This window comes from Streptomyces sp. SLBN-31, from assembly GCF_006715395.1.
Taxonomy (GTDB): domain Bacteria; phylum Actinomycetota; class Actinomycetes; order Streptomycetales; family Streptomycetaceae; genus Streptomyces.
Window position 1 is genome coordinate 3,335,160 of record NZ_VFNC01000001.1, and the last position, 24,743, is coordinate 3,359,902.

At 70.0% G+C, this 24,743-nt stretch carries 20 protein-coding genes and 1 pseudogene; 13 read left to right on the forward strand and 8 right to left on the reverse strand.

Annotation, left to right across the window (positions count from 1 at the left end; genetic code table 11):
* Positions 1 to 156: 156 nt before the first annotated feature.
* A complete protein-coding gene (locus FBY22_RS15380) occupies positions 157 to 591 on the forward strand; it encodes a MarR family transcriptional regulator (protein ID WP_142147680.1) in 435 nt (144 codons plus the stop codon).
* A gap of 535 nt (positions 592 to 1,126) precedes the next feature.
* Here the strand turns inward: FBY22_RS15380 and FBY22_RS15385 are convergent.
* Positions 1,127 to 1,504: a MerR family transcriptional regulator gene (locus FBY22_RS15385; RefSeq protein WP_142145971.1), complete on the reverse strand. Its 378-nt coding sequence runs from the start codon at positions 1,502 to 1,504 to the stop codon at positions 1,127 to 1,129.
* A 118-nt stretch (positions 1,505 to 1,622) separates the two neighbouring features.
* Here FBY22_RS15385 and FBY22_RS15390 point away from each other — a divergent pair.
* Positions 1,623 to 2,695 (forward strand): annotated as a pseudogene (locus FBY22_RS15390) (alkene reductase).
* Positions 2,696 to 2,774: 79 nt separating this feature from the next.
* On the opposite strand, the gene FBY22_RS15395 reads toward FBY22_RS15390, so the two are convergent.
* Both FBY22_RS15395 and FBY22_RS15400 read right to left on the reverse strand, forming a co-directional pair.
* Positions 2,775 to 5,051: a catalase gene (locus tag FBY22_RS15395; RefSeq protein ID WP_142145973.1), complete on the reverse strand. Its 2,277-nt coding sequence runs from the start codon at positions 5,049 to 5,051 to the stop codon at positions 2,775 to 2,777.
* Positions 5,052 to 5,403: 352 nt separating this feature from the next.
* Positions 5,404 to 6,180, reverse strand: coding sequence for an alpha/beta fold hydrolase (locus FBY22_RS15400; RefSeq protein WP_142145975.1), 777 nt, complete (start codon positions 6,178 to 6,180; stop codon positions 5,404 to 5,406).
* Positions 6,181 to 6,302: 122 nt separating this feature from the next.
* Between FBY22_RS15400 and FBY22_RS15405 the strand changes: the two genes are divergently transcribed.
* Positions 6,303 to 7,130 carry an AraC family transcriptional regulator gene (locus FBY22_RS15405; RefSeq protein WP_142145977.1) on the forward strand — a complete coding sequence of 276 codons (828 nt, stop codon included), beginning with the start codon at positions 6,303 to 6,305 and terminating at the stop codon, positions 7,128 to 7,130.
* A 45-nt stretch (positions 7,131 to 7,175) separates the two neighbouring features.
* On the opposite strand, the gene FBY22_RS15410 is transcribed toward FBY22_RS15405, so the two are convergent.
* The 3 genes from FBY22_RS15410 to FBY22_RS15420 are packed head-to-tail and all read right to left on the reverse strand — an operon-like array spanning position 7,176 to position 9,630.
* Positions 7,176 to 7,514: an STAS domain-containing protein gene (locus tag FBY22_RS15410; RefSeq protein ID WP_142145979.1), complete on the reverse strand. Its 339-nt coding sequence runs from the start codon at positions 7,512 to 7,514 to the stop codon at positions 7,176 to 7,178.
* Positions 7,511 to 8,827, reverse strand: coding sequence for a PP2C family protein-serine/threonine phosphatase (locus FBY22_RS15415; protein ID WP_142147682.1), 1,317 nt, complete (start codon positions 8,825 to 8,827; stop codon positions 7,511 to 7,513). Before FBY22_RS15415 ends, FBY22_RS15410 begins: the two co-directional genes overlap by 4 nt.
* Positions 8,827 to 9,630 (reverse strand): alpha/beta fold hydrolase, encoded by an 804-nt coding sequence (locus FBY22_RS15420; RefSeq protein ID WP_142145981.1) that lies wholly within the window; start codon positions 9,628 to 9,630, stop codon positions 8,827 to 8,829. Before FBY22_RS15420 ends, FBY22_RS15415 begins: the two co-directional genes overlap by 1 nt.
* A gap of 241 nt (positions 9,631 to 9,871) precedes the next feature.
* Here FBY22_RS15420 and FBY22_RS15425 point away from each other — a divergent pair, with 241 nt between their 5' ends.
* The 4 genes from FBY22_RS15425 to FBY22_RS15440 all read left to right on the forward strand — a co-directional run bounded on the left by FBY22_RS15425 (position 9,872) and on the right by FBY22_RS15440 (position 12,029).
* Complete coding sequence (locus tag FBY22_RS15425) at positions 9,872 to 10,246, forward strand: hypothetical protein (RefSeq protein ID WP_142145983.1); 375 nt, start codon at positions 9,872 to 9,874, stop codon at positions 10,244 to 10,246.
* A 175-nt stretch (positions 10,247 to 10,421) separates the two neighbouring features.
* A complete protein-coding gene (locus FBY22_RS15430; protein WP_260844854.1) occupies positions 10,422 to 10,661 on the forward strand; it encodes a hypothetical protein in 240 nt (79 codons plus the stop codon).
* Entirely contained in the window at positions 10,645 to 10,968 is a 324-nt protein-coding gene (locus tag FBY22_RS45935; RefSeq protein ID WP_399211467.1) for an aldo/keto reductase, read from the forward strand. The genes FBY22_RS15430 and FBY22_RS45935 overlap by 17 nt, the downstream gene beginning before the upstream one ends.
* 38 nt (positions 10,969 to 11,006) lie before the next feature.
* A complete protein-coding gene (locus FBY22_RS15440) occupies positions 11,007 to 12,029 on the forward strand; it encodes an aldehyde reductase (protein ID WP_142145985.1) in 1,023 nt (340 codons plus the stop codon).
* 25 nt (positions 12,030 to 12,054) lie between these two features.
* Here the strand turns inward: FBY22_RS15440 and FBY22_RS15445 are convergent, their stop codons facing one another.
* Positions 12,055 to 14,415 carry a SpoIIE family protein phosphatase gene (locus FBY22_RS15445; RefSeq protein WP_142147683.1) on the reverse strand — a complete coding sequence of 787 codons (2,361 nt, stop codon included), beginning with the start codon at positions 14,413 to 14,415 and terminating at the stop codon, positions 12,055 to 12,057.
* A gap of 279 nt (positions 14,416 to 14,694) precedes the next feature.
* Between FBY22_RS15445 and FBY22_RS15450 the strand changes: the two genes are divergently transcribed.
* Positions 14,695 to 15,102, forward strand: coding sequence for a hypothetical protein (locus FBY22_RS15450; protein WP_142145987.1), 408 nt, complete (start codon positions 14,695 to 14,697; stop codon positions 15,100 to 15,102).
* 210 nt (positions 15,103 to 15,312) lie between these two features.
* Entirely contained in the window at positions 15,313 to 16,152 is an 840-nt protein-coding gene (locus FBY22_RS15455; protein WP_160159872.1) for a bacteriocin fulvocin C-related protein, read from the forward strand.
* An 89-nt stretch (positions 16,153 to 16,241) separates the two neighbouring features.
* Here the strand turns inward: FBY22_RS15455 and FBY22_RS15460 are convergent, their stop codons facing one another.
* Positions 16,242 to 18,782 carry a discoidin domain-containing protein gene (locus FBY22_RS15460; RefSeq protein WP_142145991.1) on the reverse strand — a complete coding sequence of 847 codons (2,541 nt, stop codon included), beginning with the start codon at positions 18,780 to 18,782 and terminating at the stop codon, positions 16,242 to 16,244.
* A 280-nt stretch (positions 18,783 to 19,062) separates the two neighbouring features.
* Here FBY22_RS15460 and FBY22_RS15465 point away from each other — a divergent pair, with 280 nt between their 5' ends.
* The 4 genes from FBY22_RS15465 (at position 19,063) to FBY22_RS15480 (ending at position 24,676) form a co-directional block, all read left to right on the forward strand.
* Positions 19,063 to 20,157 (forward strand): DUF1996 domain-containing protein, encoded by a 1,095-nt coding sequence (locus FBY22_RS15465; RefSeq protein ID WP_142145993.1) that lies wholly within the window; start codon positions 19,063 to 19,065, stop codon positions 20,155 to 20,157.
* Positions 20,158 to 20,169: 12 nt separating this feature from the next.
* Positions 20,170 to 21,930, forward strand: coding sequence for a discoidin domain-containing protein (locus FBY22_RS15470; RefSeq protein ID WP_142145995.1), 1,761 nt, complete (start codon positions 20,170 to 20,172; stop codon positions 21,928 to 21,930).
* Between the two features lie 71 nt (positions 21,931 to 22,001).
* A complete protein-coding gene (locus FBY22_RS15475) occupies positions 22,002 to 23,042 on the forward strand; it encodes a LacI family DNA-binding transcriptional regulator (protein ID WP_142145996.1) in 1,041 nt (346 codons plus the stop codon).
* 278 nt (positions 23,043 to 23,320) lie between these two features.
* Entirely contained in the window at positions 23,321 to 24,676 is a 1,356-nt protein-coding gene (locus tag FBY22_RS15480) for a beta-1,3-glucanase family protein (RefSeq protein ID WP_142145998.1), read from the forward strand.
* Positions 24,677 to 24,743 lie beyond the last annotated feature (67 nt).

Consider the following 24,743-nt stretch of genomic DNA (forward strand, 5'->3'; position numbering starts at 1 on the left):
GCACGCGCGGCGTCGCCCCTGTGGGAGCCGCATCGATCGCCCTGGTGAGCTGTGGCCCGCGGTCGGGCCTAGTACGCTGACAGGCACCCCAGTGCCTGCGAGAGTGTGATCGTGACTGCCTTCCGCCGCCGCACCGAGCCCGATGAGGTCGCGCGTGTGACCACCACGGCCGCCGAGCTGCTGGAAGTGGTGTGGGGCCGGGCCTCGACCGCACCCACCTCCGCGTCGCAGCTGCGCGTGCTGCACATCCTTGAGCACCATGACGGCATCAACCTGCGCTCGCTCGCCGAGTCCCTCGCCTCGACCCCGCCGTCCACCAGCCGGCTGTGCGACCGGCTCGTGGCCGCCGGATTCGTCGAGCGGGTGGTGAGCGCGGAGGACCGGCGTGAGGTGCGGCTGCACCTCAGCAGCCGGGGACGCGCGTTCCTCGCCGACCTGCGTGCCCGCAGGGAGAGGGAGTTGCGGTCGGTCCTGGCGGATATGCCCACCGCCAAGCGGATCGCCCTGCTCGAAGGGCTGGAGGCGTTCTGCGACGCGGCGGCGGCGCAGATACACGACGACGCTTCCGATCCGCGCAGCCAGACCGCCTGAGCGATCGCCTGAGCCACCACTCGCGTCCCAGGTGTCTTCATCACCTCGCGACAAGGGTGACCAGCACACGGAGTGGTCTCCGTCCACCGGAGCATTCCAGGTCCTTCCCCGCGTACTTCCGCCACGGTCACTTTGTTGCCTCACGACCATTATTGTCAAACAGCAACAGTCGGTCTCGTGGCTCCTACTCGCTACCGGTTACCCCGAGGTGGCGGATTTCTGCGGGGGTGTGCGGTTTGTCTCTCGAATGCCCCACGACGCATGACTGACAGTCACCGGGGAAGAACGCGCGACGCGGCGATCGGAGGGTTCGCGTCCGGCTGTCACCAGAGCGGCGGTCCTTGCGGAGGAGTCGAGGTGGGGGAGCCTCTCGTACCGTGTACCGCAAGAACCGCCGCTGCGAGGGTCTGCGGCGGGGGGGGGTGCCGCGACCTCTCATCACGCGCTTGCCCCGCATCGGAGGTCCTAACCCAACCAATTTCAGGGAATGTTGGGCCTAGGTGTCAGGGGCGCACATGTCGCCGTGCGGGGACGGTCACTCGGCCATGGCGGGGCGCAGGGTCTCGCGGTGCCGCCGGGCCTTGGTGATCAGCTCGTCGAGCGAGTCCCGCGTGCGGAGGAGGTCGGCGATGTGCTCGGAGAGCCGGTCGCGTTCCTGCGCCATCCGCTCCAGCGCGGCGTCGGAATGCTCCTCGCTGGGCAGGTCGACGCACGGCAGCAGTTCGGCGATGGTGCGGCTGGACAGGCCCGCCGCGTACAGCCGTTGGAGGAAGGCGACCCTGTCGACCTCCTCCTCGGTGTAGTGCCGCTGACCGCTGACACTGCGCGAGCTGTGAAGCAGCCCCTGCTCCTCGTAGTAGCGCAGGGACCTGACGCTGACCCCTGTCCTTGACGCGAGTTCGCCGATGCGCACTGTCGACCTCCCGACTGTGACCTGAGTCACACGGCCTTGCCCCTGACATCCATGTGAGGTTTTAGCGTAACCGCCGTGCCCGAGATCCGGGCACGGCGGACCTTGATGGAGTCATGAAGTGACGACCCTTTTCGACAGTTACCGGTTCGGAAACCTGACCCTGCCCAACCGCGTGGTGATGGCCCCGATGACCCGAGTCCGTGCCGCCGCCGGCGGGCTGGCCACGGCGTCGATGGCGACGTACTACGCCCAGCGGGCGACGGCCGGACTGATCGTGAGTGAGGGCGTGCAGCCGAGTCTGCTCGGCCAGTCGAATCCGGGAACGCCGGGACTGCACACCGACGAACAGGTCGCCGCCTGGCGCCCGGTGACCGACGCCGTGCACACCAACGGCGGACGGATCTTCGCCCAGATCATGCACGGCGGCCGCGTCTCGCACCCGGAAACGACCGGATCGCAGCCGGTCGCACCCTCTGCCGTGGCCGCCGTCGGGGACGTGTTCACCCCGACCGGTCCGCAGCCCGCGCCGGTGCCCCGTGCCCTGGACACCGCCGAAGTGCCCGAGCAGGCACGGTCGTTCGCCGAGGCGGCCCTGCGCGCGGTCGACGCGGGCTTCGACGGAGTGGAACTGCACGGCGCCAACGGCTACTTGATCTCGCAGTTCCTCTCCTCCAACGCCAACCTGCGCACGGACCGCTACGGCGGCTCGGTCACCAACCGGATCCGCTTCGCCGTCGAGGCCGTGTCCGCCACCGTCGACGCCATCGGCGGGGCCCGGACGGGCATCCGCCTCTCGCCGGGCGGAACGTTCTGGGGGTCGAGGAGAGCGACGTACCCGAGCTCTACAACGCGCTGCTGACCCAACTCGCCCGGCTGGAGCTGGCCTACGTCCACCTGGAGGCCACCGCGGACGACGACGTACTGCTCGGCCTGCGCCGCACCTGGCCGGGCACCCTCATCGTCAACCCGGTGCTTCCCATGGGCCCCAAGCAGACCGGCCGTACCGACGCCGACCGCTGGCTGGAGCTGGGCGCCGAACTCATCAGCTTCGGCCGGGCGTTCATCGCCAACCCCGACCTCGTCGAGCGCCTGCGCACCGGCGTCCCGATCGCCCCGGTCGACGAAGCCACGTACTACCAGGGCGGCGACGCGGGTTACCTGACCTACCCGTCGTACCAGCACACGGCCTGAGCCCTCATACGGACGGTGGAGACCACCGGGGCGGGCGGTCGCGGGAGAGGCGCTCCCGCCCGGCCCCGGTGGACACCGGTCAAGCGGCGATGAAGCGTTCCCACACGCGGTGGGATCCCATCAGTTCCCGCACCTGCTCCAGCGTGGCCGTCCCGCTGCCGGCGACCACGACTCCCGGCGCGTCAGCGGGCACCCCGGCCGCGTCGAGGGCGTTCTCGCCGCCGGCCCAGACACCGATCGCCTTGCCGTGCCGGAACGCCTCCGACAGCAGCAGACCGACCCGGGGATCGGCCGCCGCGACGGCCGCGCCCGACGGCCGGGCCTTCACGTCACGGGCGCCGAGCGCGTCACCGCCGACGCCGGGCAGTCCGGCCACCAGCAGGGCGTCGAACTCGACGGACCGTGCGGTGGCGTACGTCCGCTGGACCGTCACCGCGGCGTCGCCCGAGCCCAGGATGCCGCCCTTGGGCGCGACGACCAGAGGAACCATCCCGGCGCCGAGGATCGCCTCCCGTACGGCCTGTACGGCATCCAGGTCCCCGTCCGGACCGGTCACGATGCCGACGATACGGCCGTCAGCCGGCCAGGTGTGGCCGACCTGGGAGAGCGCCGGGCTCGGCTCGACCTCGGCCAGCGGCACGCTCGCCTTCGGCGCCGGCAGGCCGAGGCCCTCCGCGACGCCCGCGCACAACTCGGGGTCGATGTTGGCCAGAACCTGCAGCGCACGCTCCTTGACCGCCTGCTCGTAGCACTTGTTGAGCTCGAAGGTGTAGGCCGCGACGATGTGCTCGCGCTCCACCGGGCTCATGCTCAGCCAGAACCGGCGGGGCTGGCTGAAGTGGTCGGCGAACGACTCGGGGGCCTCGCGCACCTTCGTCGCCTCCGGCACGCGCACGGGAGCCTCGACGAACGCGCCCGCGTCCGCGCCCGCCGTGAACGGGCAGCCCCCGTCGAGGGAGTTGGGACGGTACGGTGCCACGCCCCGGTGCACGGCCGTCTGGTGCATGCCGTCGCGCAGCATGTCGTTGACGGGGGAGTGCGGACGGTTGATCGGCAGCTGCGGGAAGTTGGGGCCGCCCAGACGGGTGATCTGGGTGTCCAGGTAGGAGAACAGCCGCCCGGCGAGCAGCGGGTCGTCGGTGATGTCGATGCCCGGGACGAGGTGGCCGACGTGGAAGGCGACCTGCTCGGTCTCGGCGAAGTAGTTCGACGGGTTGCGGTTGAGCGTCAGCAGCCCGACCGGCTGCACGGGGGCGAGTTCCTCGGGCACCAGGTTCGTCGGATCCAGCAGGTCGATGCCCTCGAAGGTCTGCTCCGGGGTGTCGGGGAAGGTCTGGATGCCCAGTTCCCACTCGGGGTAGGCGCCGGCCTCGATGGCGTCGGCGAGGTCACGGCGGTGGAAGTCCGGATCGACGCCGCCCGCGATCTGCGCCTCCTCCCAGACCAGGGAGTGCACACCCAGCTTCGGCTTCCAATGGAACTTCACCAGCGTCGTGGCGCCGTCGGCGGCCACCAGCCGGAAGGTGTGGACGCCGAAGCCCTCCATCATCCGGTACGAGCGCGGGATGCCCCGGTCGGACATGTTCCACAGGGTGTGGTGGGCGGCCTCGGTGTGCAGGGTGACGAAGTCCCAGAAGGTGTCGTGCGCGCTCTGCGCCTGCGGGATCTCCCGGTCCGGATGCGGCTTGCCGGCGTGGATGACGTCCGGGAACTTGATGGCGTCCTGGATGAAGAAGACGGGCATGTTGTTGCCGACCAGGTCGAAGACGCCCTCGTCGGTGTAGAACTTCGTCGCGAAACCCCGCGTGTCCCGCACGGTGTCGGCCGAGCCCCGGGACCCCAGCACCGTGGAGAACCGTACGAAGACCGGTGTCTCCACGTCCTTGGCCAGGAACGCCGCCTTCGTCACGGACGTCGCGGTGCCGTAGCTGCGGAAGATGCCGTGTGCCGCGGCGCCGCGGGCGTGGACCACGCGCTCCGGGATGCGCTCGTGGTCGAAGTGCATGACCTTCTCGCGCAGATGGTGGTCCTGCAGCAGGACCGGCCCGCGCGGCCCCGCCTTGAGGGAGTGGTCGGTGTCGTACAGACGCGTGCCCTGGGCGTCGGTCAGGTACGCCCCTGACTGGGCCACGCGCGCCTGGGCGTCACCGGTCGGCTGCCCCGTCGGTGACATGGTCTCGGGCCCGCTCTGGTCCGGCTTCGGCGGCAGCGGCTCCCGGGGGTCGGTCGGCTCGGCCACCGACGGGGACTCGGGGCCCGGCTTCCCGGGGATCCCGTCCTCCGGTCCGTTGTCGCCGCCCTGTACGGCTTCGGTGACTTTCTCTGCTGCCCGCTTGAGGGGGTTGGGCTGACTCATCGATGTACCGATTCCTCTGCTCTGGACCGGCCACGGTGACCGTGGCCAAGCATGTGGGGGATCACAGGACTGGCGGGTGCGCCTCGACGGGCGAAACATGCCCGAATCCGCTGAGATCGGGCCTACGTCTGTCAACGTCTCACGGCGCGATCACTCGCACACCGGGCGCGTGCCAGGGGAGTGAACCGTCCGGACGGCACAGGTCGAATCCGGTCCGGCACCATCTCGCTCCCTTCGTCGCCCGCCCGACGGGGCCACCGCCACGACTGCGTACCCAGGTGACGGGACTCAAGGCATGCGCAATGGTGCCGATTGCATCCAGTGCCTTCAGGCCGCGAGGGATGGTGGAGGGTCAGGTCGTGGGTGTGAAGGCCGTGATGGCGGCGACGAGGCCGTCCGGGGCTTCCAGCGGAATCAGGTGACCGGTGTTCGGGATCACCGTGAAATCGGCCTGGGAGAGGAAGGGCACCAGGTTGTCGCGGAGCACGTCGACGGGTTCGACACGGTCGTTCTCTCCGGCGATGACGAGGGCGGGGGCGCTGACCATGCGGGTGTACTCGGTGATGTCCTCCGCGATGCCGCGCAGCGGCCACTCGGTCCGGGCCGCCTCGGCGCCGGCGCGCGAGTCGGTCAGGATCTGTGCCCTTACGGACGCGGGCAGTTCGGTCGCGGTGAGGACGTGGTCCCGGGCTCCGGCAGCGGACTCGTCGGAGTCGTAGGCGTGCGACAGGGCTTCCCGGTACTCGGGAGTGATCTGTGCGGCGGGCTTCGCCGGACCGGAACCGACGAGGACGATGCCACACAGGCCCGCGGGCCGGGTCGCCGCGACCAACTGCGCGACCTTGCCACCCATCGAATGCCCGACCAGGACATGGTCGGTGACGCCGGCGTCGGCGATCACCGCGAGCGTGTCGTCGGCGAGGCGGCGCAGCGTGTAGGGGCCGGCCATACCGCTCGAGCGGCTCCACCCGCGGAAGTCGACCGTGAGCACGTCCCGGCCCGGAAGGCGGTCGACGACGAGGTCCCAGGTGCGGGCGGAACCACCCCAGTAGTGCAGGAACACCAGCGTCGGTCCGGCCCCCGGCCGGTGGTCGTAAGTGGGCAGTGATGTCTGCTGCGTCGTGTTCATCGTGGCTCTCTCAGATCTCGCAGTCGGTCTGCAGGGTGCGGTTGGCCTGTGTGTTCATTGAAACTTCTCCGCCGGGGCCGGGCATCGGAGTGACTGGACGAGCGATGGTGGAAACTGGACACATGACCGTGATCCGGCAGATGACCTACAGGCCCCGAGGGCGTCCTGCCGCCACGGTCGAGACGATGACGTTCGACCGCCTTCGCGAGCTCAACGACGGCGGCACGCAACGTGCCGACTTCCATGTCCTCGCCGTCGTCGACAGTGGGCAGGGCTTCGTGACAGTGGACTTTCTCCAGCACCCGCTGGAGGAGCGGTCGGCGGTGTGGGTCCCTCCCGGAGCGGTCCACCGGTGGGACGACATCGCCGGCGTGGCGGGGCACCTCGTGCTGTTCGTGCCGACCGCGCCGGTCACCCCCGCCACCCGGCAGCTCGTCGCCTCTCCGGACCTGGCCGCACACTGGCGCGTCCCCGATGCCGACTGGCCGTTCGTCGACGCCGCGCGCGGCCATCTCCTCCTGGAGGCATCCGCACCACCGGCGGAGCTCTCGACGGAGCTGCCCGAGATCCTTCTGTCCGCACTCATCGCCCGGCTCAGGCCACCGCACACCGAAGCACGGTTCACACAGCCGTTGTTCCAGATGTTCCGGGCCGGCGTGGAAGCGCACTTCCGGCAACACCACGACGCCGGCTACTACGCACGCGCCCTCGGATACGCGCCCCGCACCCTCTCACGAGCGGTGCAGCAGGTCACCGGCCGCACGGCGAAGGCGTACATCGTCGACCGGATCGTCCTCGAAGCCAAAAGACTCCTCGCGCACGACCGCCTCACCGCGGCCCGCTGCGCCCACGCCCTCGGCTTCCCCGACGCGTCCAACTTCTCGGTGTTCTTCACGAAGGCGACAGGCGTGCGACCGGGCGCGTGGCAGGCGGCGATGGCCGTGCGGTGAGGAGTCCGTCTCCCGAGCAAGAAGCGCCGCGACCGCCCTTGTCGTTCATTGCCGGGTGGCGGCGTCGGTGCCGGGATAGAGGGGGATGACCTGGTCGAGGCCGACCATGCGCAGGACGCGCACCGTGTTCGGGGGAACCGCGGCGAGTGCCAGGTCCGCTTGCGCGGCGAGGGTGTGGTTGTGCGCGGTGATGAGGGCGGTGATGCCGCTGGAGTCGCAGAAGTCCATGCCCGCCAGGTCCAGGACGAGGCGCTGGCCCGGCCGGAGGGTGAGCGTGGTCAGCTGTTCGCGCAGTTCGGGGGCGGTGGTGTAGTCGAGCGCGCCGTTGATCTCCCAAACGGGACCGGTGCCGGCGTCTCGGACGGATATCTTCAGCGGGTTCATGAGTGGCTTCTTCTCGTCGGGAGGGTGGCGGGGCGGGCGGGCACACCGAGGGCGAGCAGGGCGGTGTCGTCGTCCAGTCCGTCGCCGAAACCGTCGAGCAACGCGGTCAGGGCCTGGACGAGGTCGGGTGCGGTGGCTCCGGCGTGGCGGGTGGCGAAGCTGAGCAGGGCGTCTTCGCCGTAGAGGCTGGAGCGGTCGGCGCCGGTACGGGCTTCGGTCAGACCGTCGGTGTAGAGCAGGAGGGTGTCACCGGGGCAGAGCGTGGTGGTGGCCGTGCTGAAGGGGGCCTCGGGAAGGACGCCGACGAGGAGACCGCCCGGGGTCGGCAGGTACTCGGCCGTGCCGTCGGCGCGCAGGACGAGCACGGGCGGATGGCCGCCCGAGGCCAGCTGTACGAAGACCTGCCCCGTGGTCTCGTCGATTTCGAGGATGCCGAAGACGGCGGTGCAGTACCGCGGGTCGCCACCGGCCGCGTACCGCTCGTGCAGCACCTTGTTCAGCGTGGTCAGGGCGGACTCGGGGTCGGGCTCGTGCAGGGCGGCGGCCCGCAGGGTGTAGCGGGTCAGCGAGGTGAGCGCGGCGGCCTGGGGGCCCTTGCCGCACACGTCGCCGAGGAAGAAGGCGAAGCGTTTGCCGTCCACCGGGAAGACGTCGTAGAAGTCGCCGCCGAGCTGGTCGGGCGAGGCGGTGTGGTAGTACGCGGCCGTGTCCAGGCCCGGGATGAGCGGGAGGATGTCGGGCAGCAGCGACCGCTGGAGAACGGCGAGGGCGTCCTGCAGCCGGGCGCGGTCGGCCTCCGCCTGCCTGCGGGCCTCTTCGGCGGCCGTACGGCGGCGCAGAAGCTCCTCCTCGTAGGCGCGGCGGTCCCGGGCGTCGAAAAGTGTGGTGCGGATCAGGAGCGGCTTGCCCATGCTGCCGTACTTGACGACCGAGGAGGTGAGGACCGGTATTCGGCCGCCCGCGGCGTCTCTCAGCTCCAGGGCGATGCCGTTGATCGCGCCCTGCATCTGCAGCAGTGGCGCGAAGTGCGTCTCGTGGTACAGCTTGCCGCCCACAGTCAGCAGGTCCGTGAACCGCATTCGGCCCACCACCGCTTCACGAGCCATGCCGAGCCAGTCCAGCAAGGTAGCGTTGATCTTCGCGATGGTGCCGTCCATCAGCGTGGACAGATAGCCGCACGGCGCGGATTCGTACAGTTCCTCGGCGCTGTCCTCCAGCAGTGCGGCGAACGCCGCGTTCGCCGTCACTTCGTCGTCGGAATCCTGGGAGTCGCGGGGATCGGAAGGGTCCGGTTGGTGTCCGGAGCGGCACATCATCGCAGGGCCGCCAGGAACTCCAGTAGCGCGTGATTGGTGGCCTCGGGCGCCGAGAGGTGCGGGCAGTGCCCGGTGGCATCGAGTGTGACCAGCGTCGAGCCGGGGACCGCGGCATGGACGAAGGCTCCGACCTCCCGGGGTGCGATGGCGTCCTGGCTGCACTCCAGCACCAGCGTGGGCACCCGCACCTTCTTCAGGTCGTCGCGGGAGTCGGACAGGAACGTGGTGCGGGCGAAGACGCGCGCCATGTCCGGATCGGTGGCGCAGAAGCTGTTCCTCAGCTCCTCGCCGAGTTCGGGATGTTCCGGATTACCCATGATCACCGGGGCCATCACGGCCGACCAGCCGAGATAATTGGACTCCAGAGACTGCAGCAACTCCTCGATGTCCTGTGCACTGAACCCGCCTCGGTAGCCGTCGTCGTCGATGTAGCGCGGGGACGGGGCGACCATCACGAGTGCGCCGATCCGCTCGGGAGCCATGTCGGCGGCCAGCACGCCGATCATCGCGCTGACCGAGTGCCCGACGAACACCGCGTTACGCAGGTCGAGTGACTCACACACCTCCGCGGCGTCCTGGGCGTAGCCGTGCAGCGAGGCGTACCGGTCCGGGGAGAAGGCGGACAGCTCCGAACGGCCCGAGCCGACGTAGTCGAACAGCACGACCCGGTGATCCCGGGCCAGCGCGGGAACCGTCAACCGCCACATGTTCTGGTCGCAGCCGAACCCGTGGGCCAGTACGACCGTCGGCCCGTCGGGGTTGCCCGTGACGGTGACGTTGTTCCTGCGAGCGATGTCCATGCCCGCCAGTCTCTCAACTTCCGACCAGTGCTTGCACACCACACCGAATCTGCCCACGGTCCGCCTCTCACCTGCATAAGTGCCTGCCGGGCCGCCGCGTCGCTTTGAACAGGATCGAATTCATGGACCCGGCGGCAGGCGGGTCGCAGGGTTGCTGCGATGACAGCAGGTCGCGGCCCGTCAGCCGGCCTGGTCGTGATGACGGCCGACCAGGGTCGGCCGCGGACGGAGGGACATCACCATGCGCAGGATCACCAGGGGCGCCGCCGCGCTCGCCGTCGCCACGGCCGCCGTGGCGGCCATCGGCACGAGCTCGGCGCACGCGAGCGACAGGACCGTCTTCAACTGTCCGGGCGGGGCGGTCTGCATCTACCCCCGGGACGCGGACATCCACTCGAGCACGCCGACGAACGTCTACTACAGCTACGGCGCCCACAATCTGAGCAACCAGTTCGGCAACCACTACGTACTCAACAACCAGTACGGCGGCGCCAACGCCACCGCCGACCTGTGCACCGGCTACAACGGCGTCGACTGCGGCATCACCATCGATATGAACTACTTCAAGCTCGTCAACCTGACGCCGATCAACTCGATCGTCCTCAACCGACCGTAGCCGCAGGTCTGCGCACGGGCCGGGACTCCCCGCGGGGATGTCCCGGCCCGTCGTCGTGGGCGGGCGCGAGAGTGGGCGCGGGCGTGGGCGGAAGATTCCTCGCGGTGGATGTCGAGAACGCCCGGCCCGCTCCGTCCCAGGGGTGCGATTGGCACCGACCACGGGAGTGTGGACCATGGAGCAGCAGCAGATCACCGAGATCCTGAGCCGCCCGACCAGCCAGGAACTGCTGGCTCGTGACGTGACCCGCCTGGCCTACGTCGCCAAGGACGGGACGCCCCGGAACATCCCGATCGCGTTCACGTGGAACGGTTCGCAGATCGTCCTGTGCACCACGAAGAACGCTCCGAAGCTCCCTTCGTTGCGCCGCAATCCCCACGGACGGCGCGTACGCGGACCTGCTCTACGCACCTGAGCAGGAGGCGTCCAACCGCGCGAGTGTCGACGCCGTCGGGCAGGTCGCTAAGGAACACGGCGTCGGCCGCGCCCAGATCTCACTCGCCTGGCTGCGCCGCCAGGAGGTCGTCACCGCGCCCCTGGTCGGTGCCGGTTCGATCCGGCAGATCGACGAGGCCGTGGCCTCCCTCGAAGTCGAACTCACCGAGGACGAGGTGTGGGCACTGGAGGCCCCGTACACCCCCCGGTACGACTGGCAGGGCGTCTCGGACGAGGCCGAGATGGAGGCCATCCGGCAGCGCGTCCCCGGAATGGCCCTCAGGTGAATCCCATCGTCCGCTCCGAGCCCGCAGCCAGGAGACACATGAAACAGGTACTGGTCACCGGAGGCACCGGATTCATCGGGAGTTGGTGCATCCTGTCCCTCCTCGACGCCGGTCACACCGTCCGCACCACTGTCCGCGACCTGCGCCGGGAACCCGCACTGCGCTCGTGGCTCCACGCGGCCGCGCAGTTCGACGACGACCGGCTCACCGTCGTACGCGCCGATCTCGAACACCCCGACGGCTGGGACGATGCCGTCGCCGGCTGTGAGTTCGTCCTGCACGTCGCCTCGCCGACCCTGCGTCACACACCGGCGAACGACGACGAGTTGGTGGCCCCGGCACGGGAGGGCGTCATACGGGTTCTGCGCGCCGCCCGCGACGCCGGCGTGCGCCGGGTCGTCCTGACGAGTGCCTTCGGTGCCGTCGGGATCGGCCACCCGAGGCGCTCGACGCCGTTCACCGAGGAGGACTGGACCGACGTCGACGCCGACATCCCGCCCTACCAGCGGTCCAAGACGCTCGCGGAGCGCGCCGCCTGGCAGTTCGTCGAAGACGAAGGCGGCGGTCTGGAACTGGCGGCGGTCCATCCCGTGGGCGTCCTCGGACCGCTGCTCGGCCCGGACGACCCGCCCTCGCTGCGTCTGGTGCGCAGAATGCTCGAAGGCAGGGTGCCCGCGTGCCCTCCCTTCGCGATGGGTTACGTCGACGTGCGCGACGTCGCGGACCTGCATCTGCGGGCGATGACCGATCCGGCGGCCGCCGGTGAGCGCTTCCTCGCCATCGCCGGGCACAGCCTGAGCGTCGTCGAGATGGCGCGCATACTCCGTGACCGCCTGGGGGAACGCGCCGCGAAGGCACCCACCCGCGAACTGCCCGTATGGCTCACCCGTGGCCTGGGCCTCCTGAACCCGGAGCTGCGACTGCTCAGGCACCAGCTCGGGCGGGATCTCGACGCCACGAGTGCCAAGGCCGAGCGGCTTCTGGGATGGCGGGCGCGTCCCATCGAGGACACCATCACGGAGACCGCCGAGAGCCTCCTCGCCCACGGCGTGGGCGCATGACCGGCTGGTGAGAGCGCCGATCCTGTCACTCCTCCGGCGATGCCGGCGGCAGGCTGATGTGGAGGGCGCAGACATCGTCGCGATGGTCGGGGCGTGCCATGGACGCGTGCAGACGGCTCAGGCTGTCCGGGCTTGTGGTCAGTAGGGTCGCGGAAGTGCCGGCCAGGGCGTCCAGGCCCGTCAGCAGGTCCTGACCGGGGTGCTCGATCAGGCCGTCGGTGAACAGCAGCAGATGATCGCCCTCCCGCAGCCGGAGGGCGGCCTCGGTGAACCGCGGGGTCGGGGTGGCGCCCAGCAGGATGCCGGTGGGGCGCTCGACGGTGTGGGCCGCGCCGTCGCGGACCAGGACGGGGGGCAGGTGTCCGGCCTGTGCCCAGGTGAGGGTGTGGTCGGCGGGGTGGTAGCGCGCCACGATCATGGTCGCGGTGGTGTGGCGCTCGCCGGGTGCGTGGATGTGCATCAGCAGAGCGTTCAGCCGCGTGAGCGCGTCGGTCAGACTCGAACCGGTGATGATCATGCCCTTTGCCGTGAAGCGCAGTTGAGCCATGGTCGCGACGGCGTTGATGCCGTGCCCCATGACGTCACCGATCACGAAGAGCGCGTCACCGTCGGGCAGTTCGATGGCGCTGTACCAGTCGCCGCCGACGCTGATGCCCCGTTCCGCGGGATGGTAGAAGGCGTTGGTCCACAGTCCGGCGAGCGTGACGGGGCCGGTGGGCAGAGGCAGCAGGGCCTGTTGCAGGCGGGCGGCCACCTTGCGTTCGGCATGGAGCAGGCCCCGTTGGGTGGAAACGGCGCGCTCGCTGCTGAGCAGGGCGAGTTCCGCGTCGCGTTGACCGGACAGGTCCTGGAAGAAGCCATGGACCTCCAGCGGTGTGCCGTCGGCGTCGACGATCGCTTCGGCGACGATGCGGAGGTGACGTACCCCGGTTCGGGTCGTGATGCGGAAGGGCTGGTCGATGGCGGTGCCGTCGCTCAGCAGTTGCTGGGCGGCCTTGGTGAGTTCGGGCAGGTCCTCCGGCAGGACGCATTCGGGCAGTTGCTCCAGCCGCATGGGGCCGAGGCTCCGGTCCCGGTCGAAGATCGTGAACACGTGCGGTGACCAGGTGATGGTGTCGGTGACGAGGTTCCAGTCGGCCCATCCGAGGTTGCCCAGGCGTTGCAGGGCGGCCAGGCGCTGTTCCTGCCGGGCCGCGATGTCGTGCCGGATCCAGGAGACGACGAGGTACTCCCCGAGCCGGGCCACCCGCAAGGAGAAACTGGAGTGCTGTGGGATGCCGGCCACCACCTCCTCGTAGGTGAACGGCTCGCTGGCGAACGGTCTGCCCGTGGCCAGTACGTCCAGGTAGCCCTTCCACATCTGCGTGCCGGCGAACGTGGGATAGCACTCCAGCACCCGCAGGCCGATCAGCTGGCGGCCGGTGCGGCCGGCGACGTCCACCGAGTCGGGCGCCGCGGCCTCGATGCGGAAGTCCTCCACCGTGCCGTCGGGCGCGGACAGCGGGGCGAGCAGGATCACCGATCCCGGCAGGGCGTCGAAGATCTGCTGCACGCTCTCCACGGACGGCTTCCGGCGCGGCACGCCCGAGTCCAGGGTCGCCATCCGTCCGGCGCACAGTTGCACCGCGCCCACCAGCAGTTCCCGCTCGGTGGGTGTGAAGGTCCGGTCGGTGCTGCGCAGGACCGTGACGACCTCCTCGACCTCCCCGCCGGTGTCCACCGGCAGCCAGGCGCGCGAAGGCCACCGGGGCAGGGTCTCCTCGGGGACCGCGTAAGCCTCGGGCGCCTCGGGTCCCTCCGACCACAGTGGCCGGTGGGTGCGCAGCGGGTCGTGGCCGTGGGAGTGGCCGCCGACGGTGAGGCGGTGCCATCGGACGGCTTCCACGCTGTCGATGCCCGCATGCCCGGTCAGCCGGACGCCGTCATCGGTTCCGACGTAGATCAGTACGGCGCCGACCTCGACGCCGTGGGAGAGGTGCTCCAGCAGGCAGCGGGCGAGATCATGGCGGTCCGCCACGCTCGCCAGCCCCAGGCCCAGTCTGCCCAGCAGCAGGGTCGCCTCGTGGTCCGTGCCCGGGGTGGCCGTCGGCGGGGTCGACTCCGTCGGCACCAGGTACTGGGCGGAGGAGAACACCGATCCGCCCCGGCCGCTCTCGCGGCGGCGCCGGCGGCGTCTGCGGGCCGGGCGGATGGCCCCCAGCGTCAGCCAGCATTCCTCGACGAGTGTCCGGCCGGCGGTGCCGCTGCGCTCGAGGAGCGTTTCGTAGGCCTCGTGCGCGGAACACCCCTCCTGCACCATGACCGCGCCCTTGGCGCGCTCCAGCACCGGCATCAGCGCGGCGACCCGCTGCAGGTCGACGATCTCGGCCCGCTGCCGCGCGACCACCTTCGCCAAGGCCGAGGAATCCGATGCGGCCCCCTGCCCGGGCGACTGTTCCCGTGACGTCACGTGTCGAGCATCGCACAGTGAGCGTCTTCGGTCAGCCCGGTGCCCGCCTGTCCGTCGTGGTCGGAGCGGGCGTGGGCGAGGACGGCGGTCCGTCGGTCGTTGATCGTCGTGTTGACGTCCTGCCGGGACCGGACGCCTCGCCGTGGACCTGCGATGCTGGGAGATGACGTGGGCCGGCCGGTGTCCGGTGTCGCGGTCTCAGGGGGGAGCTGCAGCATGGTGCGTCAGGACGTCATCGCGCGGGGAGCGGGGCCCGCGGTCGGCTGGGCCTGGTTCGCGGGCTGGCTGGTGTTGGGTGCGTGCGCAGCTGTCGGACTGGCCGCCATCCTGACGGTGGGGATCGCGCTGCTGGTTCCGGCCGCGGTGGGCGCGGCTGTCCTGCTGTGGAAGGGGCCGAGGAACGCGGTGGTCGGTCTGTCGGCCGGTCTTGCCGTGCCGCTCTTCTATATCGCCTACCTGAACCGCGGTGGTCCCGGAAACGTCTGCCGTACCGTGGCCGGCGGCCAGTCCTGCACGGACGAGTACACCCCGATTCCCTTCCTGGTCGCCGGAGTCGTCCTCGCTGCCGCGGGCTTTCTGCTCTTCGTCGTGCTCGGTCGAAAGAGCAGGACCAGCAGGGTCTGACGCGTTACCAGGCGTGGATGTGCGGCCTTTCCATCGTCGTCGAAATCATTGCCGCTCTCGGACGCCTCGGCGAATGCTTCCCCTTCATGTAGCGCTGCGACGCGTCAACGTGGGGAGAAGCTTGTGACCGAGTGGATATTGGCATTCGACGCCGACTGCCGACTCTGCGAAGAAGTGGCGGATCGGGTGCGCGGGTCCGTCAATGGCACGTTGACCACCGCAGGCCTCACGGAGCCCCGTGTTCGCGCCCTGCGCGCGCGTGCCCTGGGGGACGCGGCCGAATGGGCGCCGACCCTGCTGGCGGTCGGCGGCGACCGGGTGCGGGCCTGGACCGGGACCGCGCTGTCCCTGCGCCTGGCGCGGCTGTTGGGACCGTCGGCCTCGCTCCGGGTGGTGCGCGCGCTCCGCGACCTCGAGGGGCTGCGGCCGCACGACCGCCGGCGCATCCTCAAGGCCGTCCCGGGGCTGGCCCTCGGAACGTTTCTGGTGACCGGAGGCCTGGCCGCCTCACCCGCGCAGGCCGTGAACCGCGTCAAGGGCAGTGACGCCTCGCGATGGGTGAAGGCCAACCCCGACCGGCTGCCCTCCGGCTACGCCGAGTTCGCCTCCTACCCCGCGGACCATCGGCGGGCCATTTACCGCGCGCTGTCCGCCTCGGCCCGCAGTGATCTGTGGGTGGCGCACTTCGCGCACCACCGCAAGTCCCACCCAGGGCTTTCGTCCGAGCAGTCCGCCGTCCTGGACGACGCGACCCGACTGGCACCGCAGATCATCGCGGGGCGCCGGCACGGAGCAGCCCTCGAAGAGCTGCGGACGGCGGCCGTGGCGGCGTTCGGTGAGCGCGGGGCGCGGGCGGTCCTCATGACGCTCGGCCCGGCCGACCCGCCAGAGGCGGCGCCTCGCAGCGGTCAGAGCATCCAGGCCGTCGACTGCAACTCCCAGTGCGGGGGCACCGGAAGCTGCGACGGGGTGTGTTACGCCGGGTGCAACTGGACCGACTACGGCTGCGGTCCCCTGTGGCTGGGGCCGTGCAGCGGGTATTGCCCCTGAAGCCGCCCCTGCTGCGAGGTCCGGCCCCCCGACGTGACGTCGGGGGGCCGGAGTCGCTCAGCGGTGCGAGGTGTCCCTCGGCCCGTGGGTCACGGGAACGAGGTCAGCTTCGACGGCACGGTGTCCGTCCCCGAGGTCGGGGCGCCGGTGTTGTTGACGACGTGGGCGTACTGGCCCTTGCCGCCGAGGGAGATCACGAGCACGTCGTGCAGCTTCACCCCGGCGGTGACCGGGACCTTGAAGCCGTGCGCCTGGACGATCGACGGATCGGCGGTGTAGTTGCAGTAGCTGCCGAGCCCCCACGCCTCGTGCTGGGTCACGGTGTCGGCGACCTTGTAGGCCGCGTATCCGACGATGCCGTCATGCGTGATGGCGGCCGCGTTCGGGGCGTCGTAGGCCTTCTCGTTCTGGAAGAAGACGGTGCGGCCGCGTTCGCCGCTCCACAGGACGTCGTACTTGTTGAAGTGCTCCACGAACAGGCCGGTGGCAAGGACGTCGTCGCCGTTGACGCGCAGGCCGTAGTCGGCGCGGTTGGTGTCCCAGCCGACGCCGCTGCCGTGGTCGGCGCGCCACAGCCAGGTGTGGTCGATGACGACGTCGTCGCTGTTGACGACGACGGAGTTGGTGGCGAGGCCGGGTCCGGCGCCGCCGATGCGCACGAACACGTCCTGCATGGTGGTCGGGTCGGCCGAGTGGTCGGCGCTCGCGCCGGGCTGCCCGATCCGCAGCAGGGTGTCGGAGTTGACGGAGCCCGCGTCGATCAGGAAGCCGGCGAGGCGCACGCCGTCGACGTCGGCAACGTGCATGGCGTCGATGCCGTTGTCCGGCACGAGCGTCGCCAGGCCCAGTCCGAGTACGACGGTGTCGGCGCGGGTGACGTCGATGGTCTGGTCGAGGTGGTAGACCCCGGGGGTGAACAGGAGGTTGAGGCCCTGGGAGAGCGCCTGGTTGATCGTGGCGGCGGTGGCGCCCGGCTTGACGACGTAGAACTGGTCGAGCGGGACGGAGGTGCCCGCGTTCGCCGGCCAGGACACCCCGCGTGCGTTGGTGCGCTTGGCGGGCACGAACACCTTGTAGGTACTGCCGTCGAGGTAGAGGAACGGCTTCTCGCGGGAGACGGGCGTCGTGTCGAGAGTGGTGTACGGGCCCGAGTCGAAGTTGGTCGCCGGCGCGCCCTGCACACCGGTGAACGTCATGTTCCACACGCCGTTGGTCCAGCCCCCGACGGAGCTGTCGCGGGTGTACCACTGCTGCTGGGAGTACGGGCCGACCGTACCGTCGATCTTCGAGTCGGCGATGTAGCCGCCGGAGGCCCAGCCGTAGCCGTTCGGGGCCAGGTTGAGACCGCCCTTGACGTGGATGCGGCGGAAGGGGGCGGCCTGGGCGACGGCCCAGCGGTCGGTGCCGTTGGACGGTGTGATGGCGAGGTTCTCCGCCGAACGCCAGAAGTTCTGCGTGGCGTTGCCGTTGAACCAGCCCGCGTCGACGGTGATGTCGCCGTTGATCTGGGTGTCGTCGGGGTTGAGGCCGAGTCCAGAGATCGAGGTGTAGAAGCCGACCTGGGCGTTCATGCCGTTGTAGGTGCCGGGCTTGAGCAGGAACTGGTAGCGGCCGGTGCCGAACTGGCTGGACTCCTGCTTGGCGAAGACGTCGTCGAACTTCTGCTGGAGGTTGGCGGTGTTGGGGTCGACGACGATGACGTTCGGCCCGAGGTCGCCGCCGCCCTGGACCGGGGGAGTGCTGCCGCCCGTTCCGGTGTGGACGGCCACCTCCCACAGGGAGTAGCCGTAGCCTGTGGCGCGGACGGTGCCGTTGACGCGGACATAGCGGCCGGAGCCGGTGACGTCGTAGGAGGCCGTGCCCCCGCTCGCGCCGGTGACGCTCTTGAGCGTGGTCCAGCTCTGGCCGTCCGTGGAGGCCTGGATCTGGAACTCCTTGGCGTACGCGGCCTCCCAGGTCAGGTCGACCTTGCACAGGGACTTGACCGAGCCGAGGTCGACCTGCACCCATTGCGGGTCGGAGGCCTGGCTGGACCAGCGGGTGCCGGTGTCGCCGTCGAAGGCGGCGGAGGCCGGGGTGCCGGCGTTCTCCGTGGAAGAGGCCGAAGCGGGCCTGTCCTTGGCGGCGTTCGCCGTGTCGCACGAGGACGTGCCGGTGCCGGACGTGCCGAAGACCTGGAACTCCCACAGGGAGTAGCCCCATTGGGTGGCCCGATGGACGCCGTACATCCTGACGTAGCGGCCCTGTCCTGAGACGTCGAGGCTGTCGGTGCCTCCGTCGCCGCCGGTGACGGAGGTCAGGTCGGTCCAGGTGCTGCCGTCGGCGGAGGCCTGGATCTTGTAGTCCTTGCCGTAGGCCGCCTCCCAGTTGAGGACGACCTTGGAGATCGTGGCCGTGGCGCCCAGGTCGACCTGCAGCCACTGGGTGTCGGTCGCCGACGACGACCAGCGGGTGCCGGTGTCGCCGTCGACGGCGTAGGCGGCCGGTGTGCCGGCGTTCTCGTCGGAGGACGAGGTCGCCGTTCGGCCCTGGGACAGGGGGAGTTCGGCCGCTGCGGCCGGGTGGGGAACGGGTAGGGCGAGCAGCGCCGCCATGGCGGCGAGCACGACGCCCATGGATCTCAGTCTCATGGAGGTCCCTGCGGGTGTGGTGGGAAAGGAACACGTGAGGCCGCCGACGGCAGGCGGATCGACACGCCAAGGGCAGCGCCCCGACGCTTAGTTCACGTCTTGATTTAACTGATGAGTCACAACTCTCGGCAAGCCTTCGGAAGTTGAAATCTTTCCGGATCCACTTCTGCCGCATCCCTTGACATCTTGATGACATGCCCTCAACACTCCTCGGCGGGAGAGCGCTCTCCCGTATCCGACCCGGCGCTCCCCGACCCCCACAGCACAGGAGGAGGTCTCCATGTCACGGAGATCGAAAGGCCTGTCAGTCACGCTGATCACCGGCGCGCTCCTGCTCACCTCGCTCGGACTGGGCGGCGTCGCCGTCAGCGCCGGCCCGCCCGCAGCGCACAGCTCCGCGGCGCGGACGTTCGCGGCCACGCACTCCGGGCACGCGATGGCGGCGTCCGTCGCCGGCTCACCGGAGGACCCGGACGGCGACGGCTACATCCCCGCGAACCCGCCGGTCACCGGTGTGACGCCGTCCACGCAGGACCCGCCCCACCGCTACTTCCACGAGTTCCAGGCCAACTGCTCGGTCACCCGCACCAGGCCCGACGACCCCATCGTCTACCCGCAGCAGCCCGGCAAGTCCCACGACCACACGTTCATGGGCAACACCACCACCGACGCCTACAGCACGACGGCCTCACTGGAGGCCGGCGGCACCACCTGCAAGGCTCCCGGCGACCGGTCCGGTTACTGGATGCCCACCCTCTACAACGGCGACCAGCAGATCCTTCCCGTGGGGCCGCAGGTCATCTACTACAAGGCGGGCGTCACCGACTACACCAGCGTCCGGCCCTTCCCCAAGGGCCTGCGGTTCGTCGTCGGCAGCCCCCTGCAGAGCGCCGACGAGTTCCGCCACCACCCCGGCTTCGTCGAGGGCTGGGAGTGCGGTGACAGCTACTTCAACACCGAGTTCCCGGCGACCTGCCCCAACCGCGCCGACGTCCAACTCAACATCCGCTTCCAGGCGCCCAGTTGCTGGGACGGCACGTACCTGGACACCCCCGATCACAAGAGCCACATGGCCTACCCCGTGGTCAAGCCCGGCACGAACGACAACATCTGCCCCGCCGACCACCCGGTCGCCCTGCCGATGATCGAGTTCAAGATGGCCTTCCCGGTCAACGGCGACATGTCCGAGGTGCGCCTGGCCAGCGGCGCGGGCCACACCTTCCACTACGACTTCTTCAACGCCTGGGACGCCCCCACGCTCAAGGCGCTGGTCGACCACTGCGTCGTCGGCGGGCTGCAGTGCGACGCGCGCGGCTACGACGAGACCCACCCGGAGGCGGGCGCGGCACTGAACGAGCACTACGAACTCCCCTGAGGAGCAACAGCGATGACCCCACGACCCCGTACACGCTCCAGAACCCGCCGCACCGCGGCACCCCTCACCGCCGGCGTCCTGGCCGCCTGCCTCCTCATCGCGCTGCCCGCCGCCCAGGCCCACGCCGCCGGCAGCGTCGTCAAGGTCACCGGCGGCCAGGGTGCCTGGCAGCTGACGGTGGACGGACGGCCGTACCAGATCAAGGGCCTGACCTGGGGCCCGAGTGTCGCCGATGCCGAGAAGTACATGCCGGACCTGCAGTCCATGGGCGTCAACACGATCCGCACCTGGGGCACCGACGCCACCAGCAAGCCCCTCTTCGACTCCGCGGCCGCCCACGGCATCAAGGTCGTCGCCGGCTTCTGGCTCCAGCCCGGCGGCGGCCCTGGCAGCGGCGGCTGCGTCAACTACGTGACCGACACCGCGTACAAGAACCAAATGCTCGACGAGTTCCCCAAGTGGGTCCAGACGTACAAGGACAACCCCGGCGTGCTCATGTGGGACGTCGGCAACGAGTCCGTCCTCGGCCTGCAGAACTGCTACAGCGGCGACGAGCTGGAGAGACAGCGCGACGCCTACACCACGCTCGTCAACGACATCACCAGGAAGATCCACGCCGTCGACCCCGACCATCCCGTCACCTCCACCGACGCCTGGGTGGGGGCGTGGCCCTACTACAAGAGGAACGCGCCGGACCTCGACCTGTACGCCGTGAACTCCTACAACGCGGTCTGCGACATCAAGTCGGCCTGGGAGCACGGGGGTTACACCAAGCCCTACATCGTCACCGAGACGGGTCCGGCCGGCGAGTGGGAGGTCCCCGACGACGGCAACGGCGTCCCGCTCGAGCCCAGCGACCGGGCCAAGGCCGACGGGTACTCCCGCGCCTGGAGTTGTGTCACCGGGCACAAGGGCGTCGCGCTCGGCGCCACGATGTTCCACTACGGCACCGAGTACGACTTCGGCGGCATCTGGTTCAACCTGCTGCCCGCCGGCCAGAAACGCCTGTCGTACTACGCCGTCAAGAAGGCCTACGGCGGCGACACCACGCACGACAACACCCCGCCCGTCATCTCCGACCTGGCCGTGGAGGGCGACGCGGGCAGGGTGCAGGCGGGCCATGACCTCGTCCTGGACGTCAAGGCCACCGACCCGGAGGGCGACCCGGTCTCCTACGAGGTCCTCGACAACAGCATGTACATCGACCAGAGCAAGAACCTGGCCTCGCTGCCCTTCACCGACCTCGGCGGCGGCCGGCTGAAGGTGACCGCACCCGACCGCCCCGGGGTGTGGAAGATGTACGTCAAGGCGACCGACGGCCGGGGCAACGTCGGGGTCGAGATCCGCTCGGTCCGCGTCGTTCCACCCGTGCCGTCCGGCACCAACCTGGCGCAGGGGAAGCCGGTCACCGCCTCGTCCTACCAGGCGGGTTACGGCGACTGCCCCTGCACCGCCGCCAACGCGGTCGACGGAAATCCCGCCACCCGGTGGGCCAGTGACTGGAGCGACCCCCAGTGGCTCCAGGTCGACCTGGGCACCCGTACGACGTTCCATCACGTCCAGCTGTTCTGGGAGGCGTCGTACGCGAAGGCGTACACCGTTCAGACCTCCGACGACGGGCAGAACTGGCAGACGGTGCGCACCATCTCCGACGGCAACGGCGGCATCGACGACTTCGACGTCATCGGGACGGGCCGCTACGTCCGGGTCAACGGCACGGTCCGGGGCACCGGTTGGGGCTACTCGCTGTACGAGTTCGGCATCTACTCCTGACAGCCGACCCGACCGGCCCGCCTTCGGAGAGCGCTCTACTGCGTGATCCATACGTCCGTTAGGGTGCCTGCATGCGCAGACGGGCCCCCACGCTGGAAGACGTCGCCCGGGAGGCCGGAGTCTCCCGGGCGACCGTGTCGCGGGTGGTCAACGGCATCCGCAACGTCGATCCGGAGATACAGGACCTGGTCCGCCGAGCCATCGAACGCACGGGGTACGCGCCCAACCGGGCCGCCCGTTCCCTGGTGACCCGGCGGGCCGAGACCGTCGCCCTGGTCGTGTCCGGCGCGGGGGACACCACGGACGCCGGCCAGAACGCCTTCGCCGCGCGGGTGTTCGCCGACCCCTTCTTCGGCCGGGTTGTCGGGGGCGTCGTCGGCTTCCTGCGCCCCCGTTCCCTGCACCCGGTGCTGATGTTCGCCGAGTCCGCCGAAGCCCGTCACGAGGTGCTGACGTATCTGCGGCAGGGGCGTGCCGACGGCGCCCTCGTGGTCTCCACCCACGCCGACGACCCGTTGCCCGCCCTCCTCGCCGACGCCCGGCTCCCCGCGGTGCTCTTCGCCCGTCCCGCCCGTCCGGTACCGCTCAGCTACGTCGACCTCGCGCACCGGGACGGAGCGCGCCTCGCCGCCGAGCACCTGCTCGGGCGCGGCTGCCGCCGACTCGCCACGATCTGCGGCCCCCTGGACGTGCCCGCGAGCCAGGAGCGGCTGGCCGGGTTCCGTGACGCCCTCGCCCGGCACGGCCACCCCTACGTCCCGGTCATCGAGGGCGGGTTCACCCTCGACAGCGGCATCGCGGCCATGTCCGAGCTTCTGGAGCGCCATCCCGAGACGGACGGGGTGTTCGCCGCCAACGACCTCATGGCCCAGGGCGCGTGCCAGGTGCTGCGCGAGCGCGGGCGCCGTGTTCCGGAGGACGTGGCGGTGGTCGGCTTCGACGACTCCAGTGTCGCCGTCACCTGCCGTCCCCAACTGACCACCGTGCGCCAGCCGGTGGAGGAGATGGCGGCGGAGATGGCCCGGCTGTTGGACGAGCACATCCACGGCGCCCGCGCGGACGCGACCTCGGTCGTCTTCGAGCCCGAACTCGTGGTGCGCGAGTCGGCGTGAGTCCACAAGCAGGTCCGTACCGGATGCGTCAAAAGGTGGAGTGACAGGCCGACTTGGGGCTGCGTGTGCGATCGGAAGGCGAAGACGCCGGACTTGTCGCAGGCGGCTCGAGCGCTGAGAGAGCAGGGCCTTGTGATCCGGCGTGGCCGCAACGCAACTGATTTCGGCTTCAGTTGTTGACGGCGGACACTACTGGGGCTACAACCCGGAGAGAGCGCTCTCACGTCTGCTGTTGCTCCACCCCCACGCACGGCCGAACCGGCTTGAGGAGACCCCGCATGCAGAGTTACGTCAGCGCACCCGTTCACAGACCACCGATCGGCGCCGCACGCTGCCGCGCGGTTCTCGGTCTGGTCGTGGCCCTGATCGCCGCCTTCTGCGCGGCCCTGGCCCCCTCACCCGCCCACGCCGCCGACCAGCTGCTGTCCCAGGGCAGGCCCGCCACCGCCTCCTCGACCGAGAACGGCACCTTCCCCGCGAGCGCCGCCGTCGACGGCGACACCGGCACCCGCTGGTCCTCGGCCTTCTCCGACCCGCAGTGGATACGCGTCGACCTCGGCTCCGTCCAGCAGCTCAGCCGCGTCAGCCTCAACTGGGAGGCCGCCTACGCGACCGCCTTCCAGATCCAGACCTCCACCGACGCCACCACCTGGACCACCGTCCTCTCCACCACCAACGCCACCGGCGGCATCCAGAACCTCACGATCTCCGGCAGCGGCCGATACGTCCGGCTCTACGGCACCGCGCGCGGCACCCCGTACGGCTACTCCCTGTGGGAGTTCCAGGTCTACGGCCCCGGTGGCAGCGCCCCTCCGGACGACTTCTGGGGCAGCACCTCCGACATACCCCCGGCGAGCAACGCCGTCGAGGTGAAGATCCTCAACCGCACCAACGGCAAGTACCCCGACAGCCAGGTGTACTGGAGCTTCAACGGCCAGACGCACTCCATCGCCGAGCAGCCCTACCTCGACATGCCCGCCAACTCCGCGGGCCGCATGTACTTCTACCTCGGGTCGCCCAACGGCCCCTACTACGACTTCATCGAGTTCACGGTCGGCAACAACGTCTTCAACGGCAACACCACCAGGGTCGACGCCTTCGGCCTGAAGCTGGCCATGCGCCTGCACACCAAGGACGGTTACGACGTCGAGGTCGGCGAGAACCGGCAGACCTTCGCCGAGGACCGGGCCACCACCTTTCAGCGCTTCACCGACGCCGTGCCGAACGAGTTCAGGGTGCTTGCCCAGACCCAGGCCCCGTACCGGATCATCGCGCCCGGCAGCGACCCGAGCTTCCGCGCGGGCGGCGCCAACGCCAACTACTTCACCTCGTACGCCCAGTCCGTGGGCGTGAGCGCGGCCACCTCCGACATCTTCGGCTGCGCCGCCTCCCTGGCGGGCAACCCCGACATGTGTGCCGCCCTCAACCGTCACGTCGCCACCCTGCCGGCCTCCCAGCAGTCCGACCCGGCACAGTTCTACAAGGCGGCACCGGCGAACTACTACGCCAGGTTCTGGCACGACAACGCCATCAACCACCTCGCCTACGGCTTCCCCTACGACGACGTGGCGGGCCAGTCCTCGTTCATCTCCCACGCCGACCCGCAGTGGCTCCTGGTCGCCGTCGGCTGGTAGCCGGCCAGGTGCCGCGCACGCCCGACGCACACTGATCCGCTCCCTGGTCCCGGCGCGGGAGGCCGGG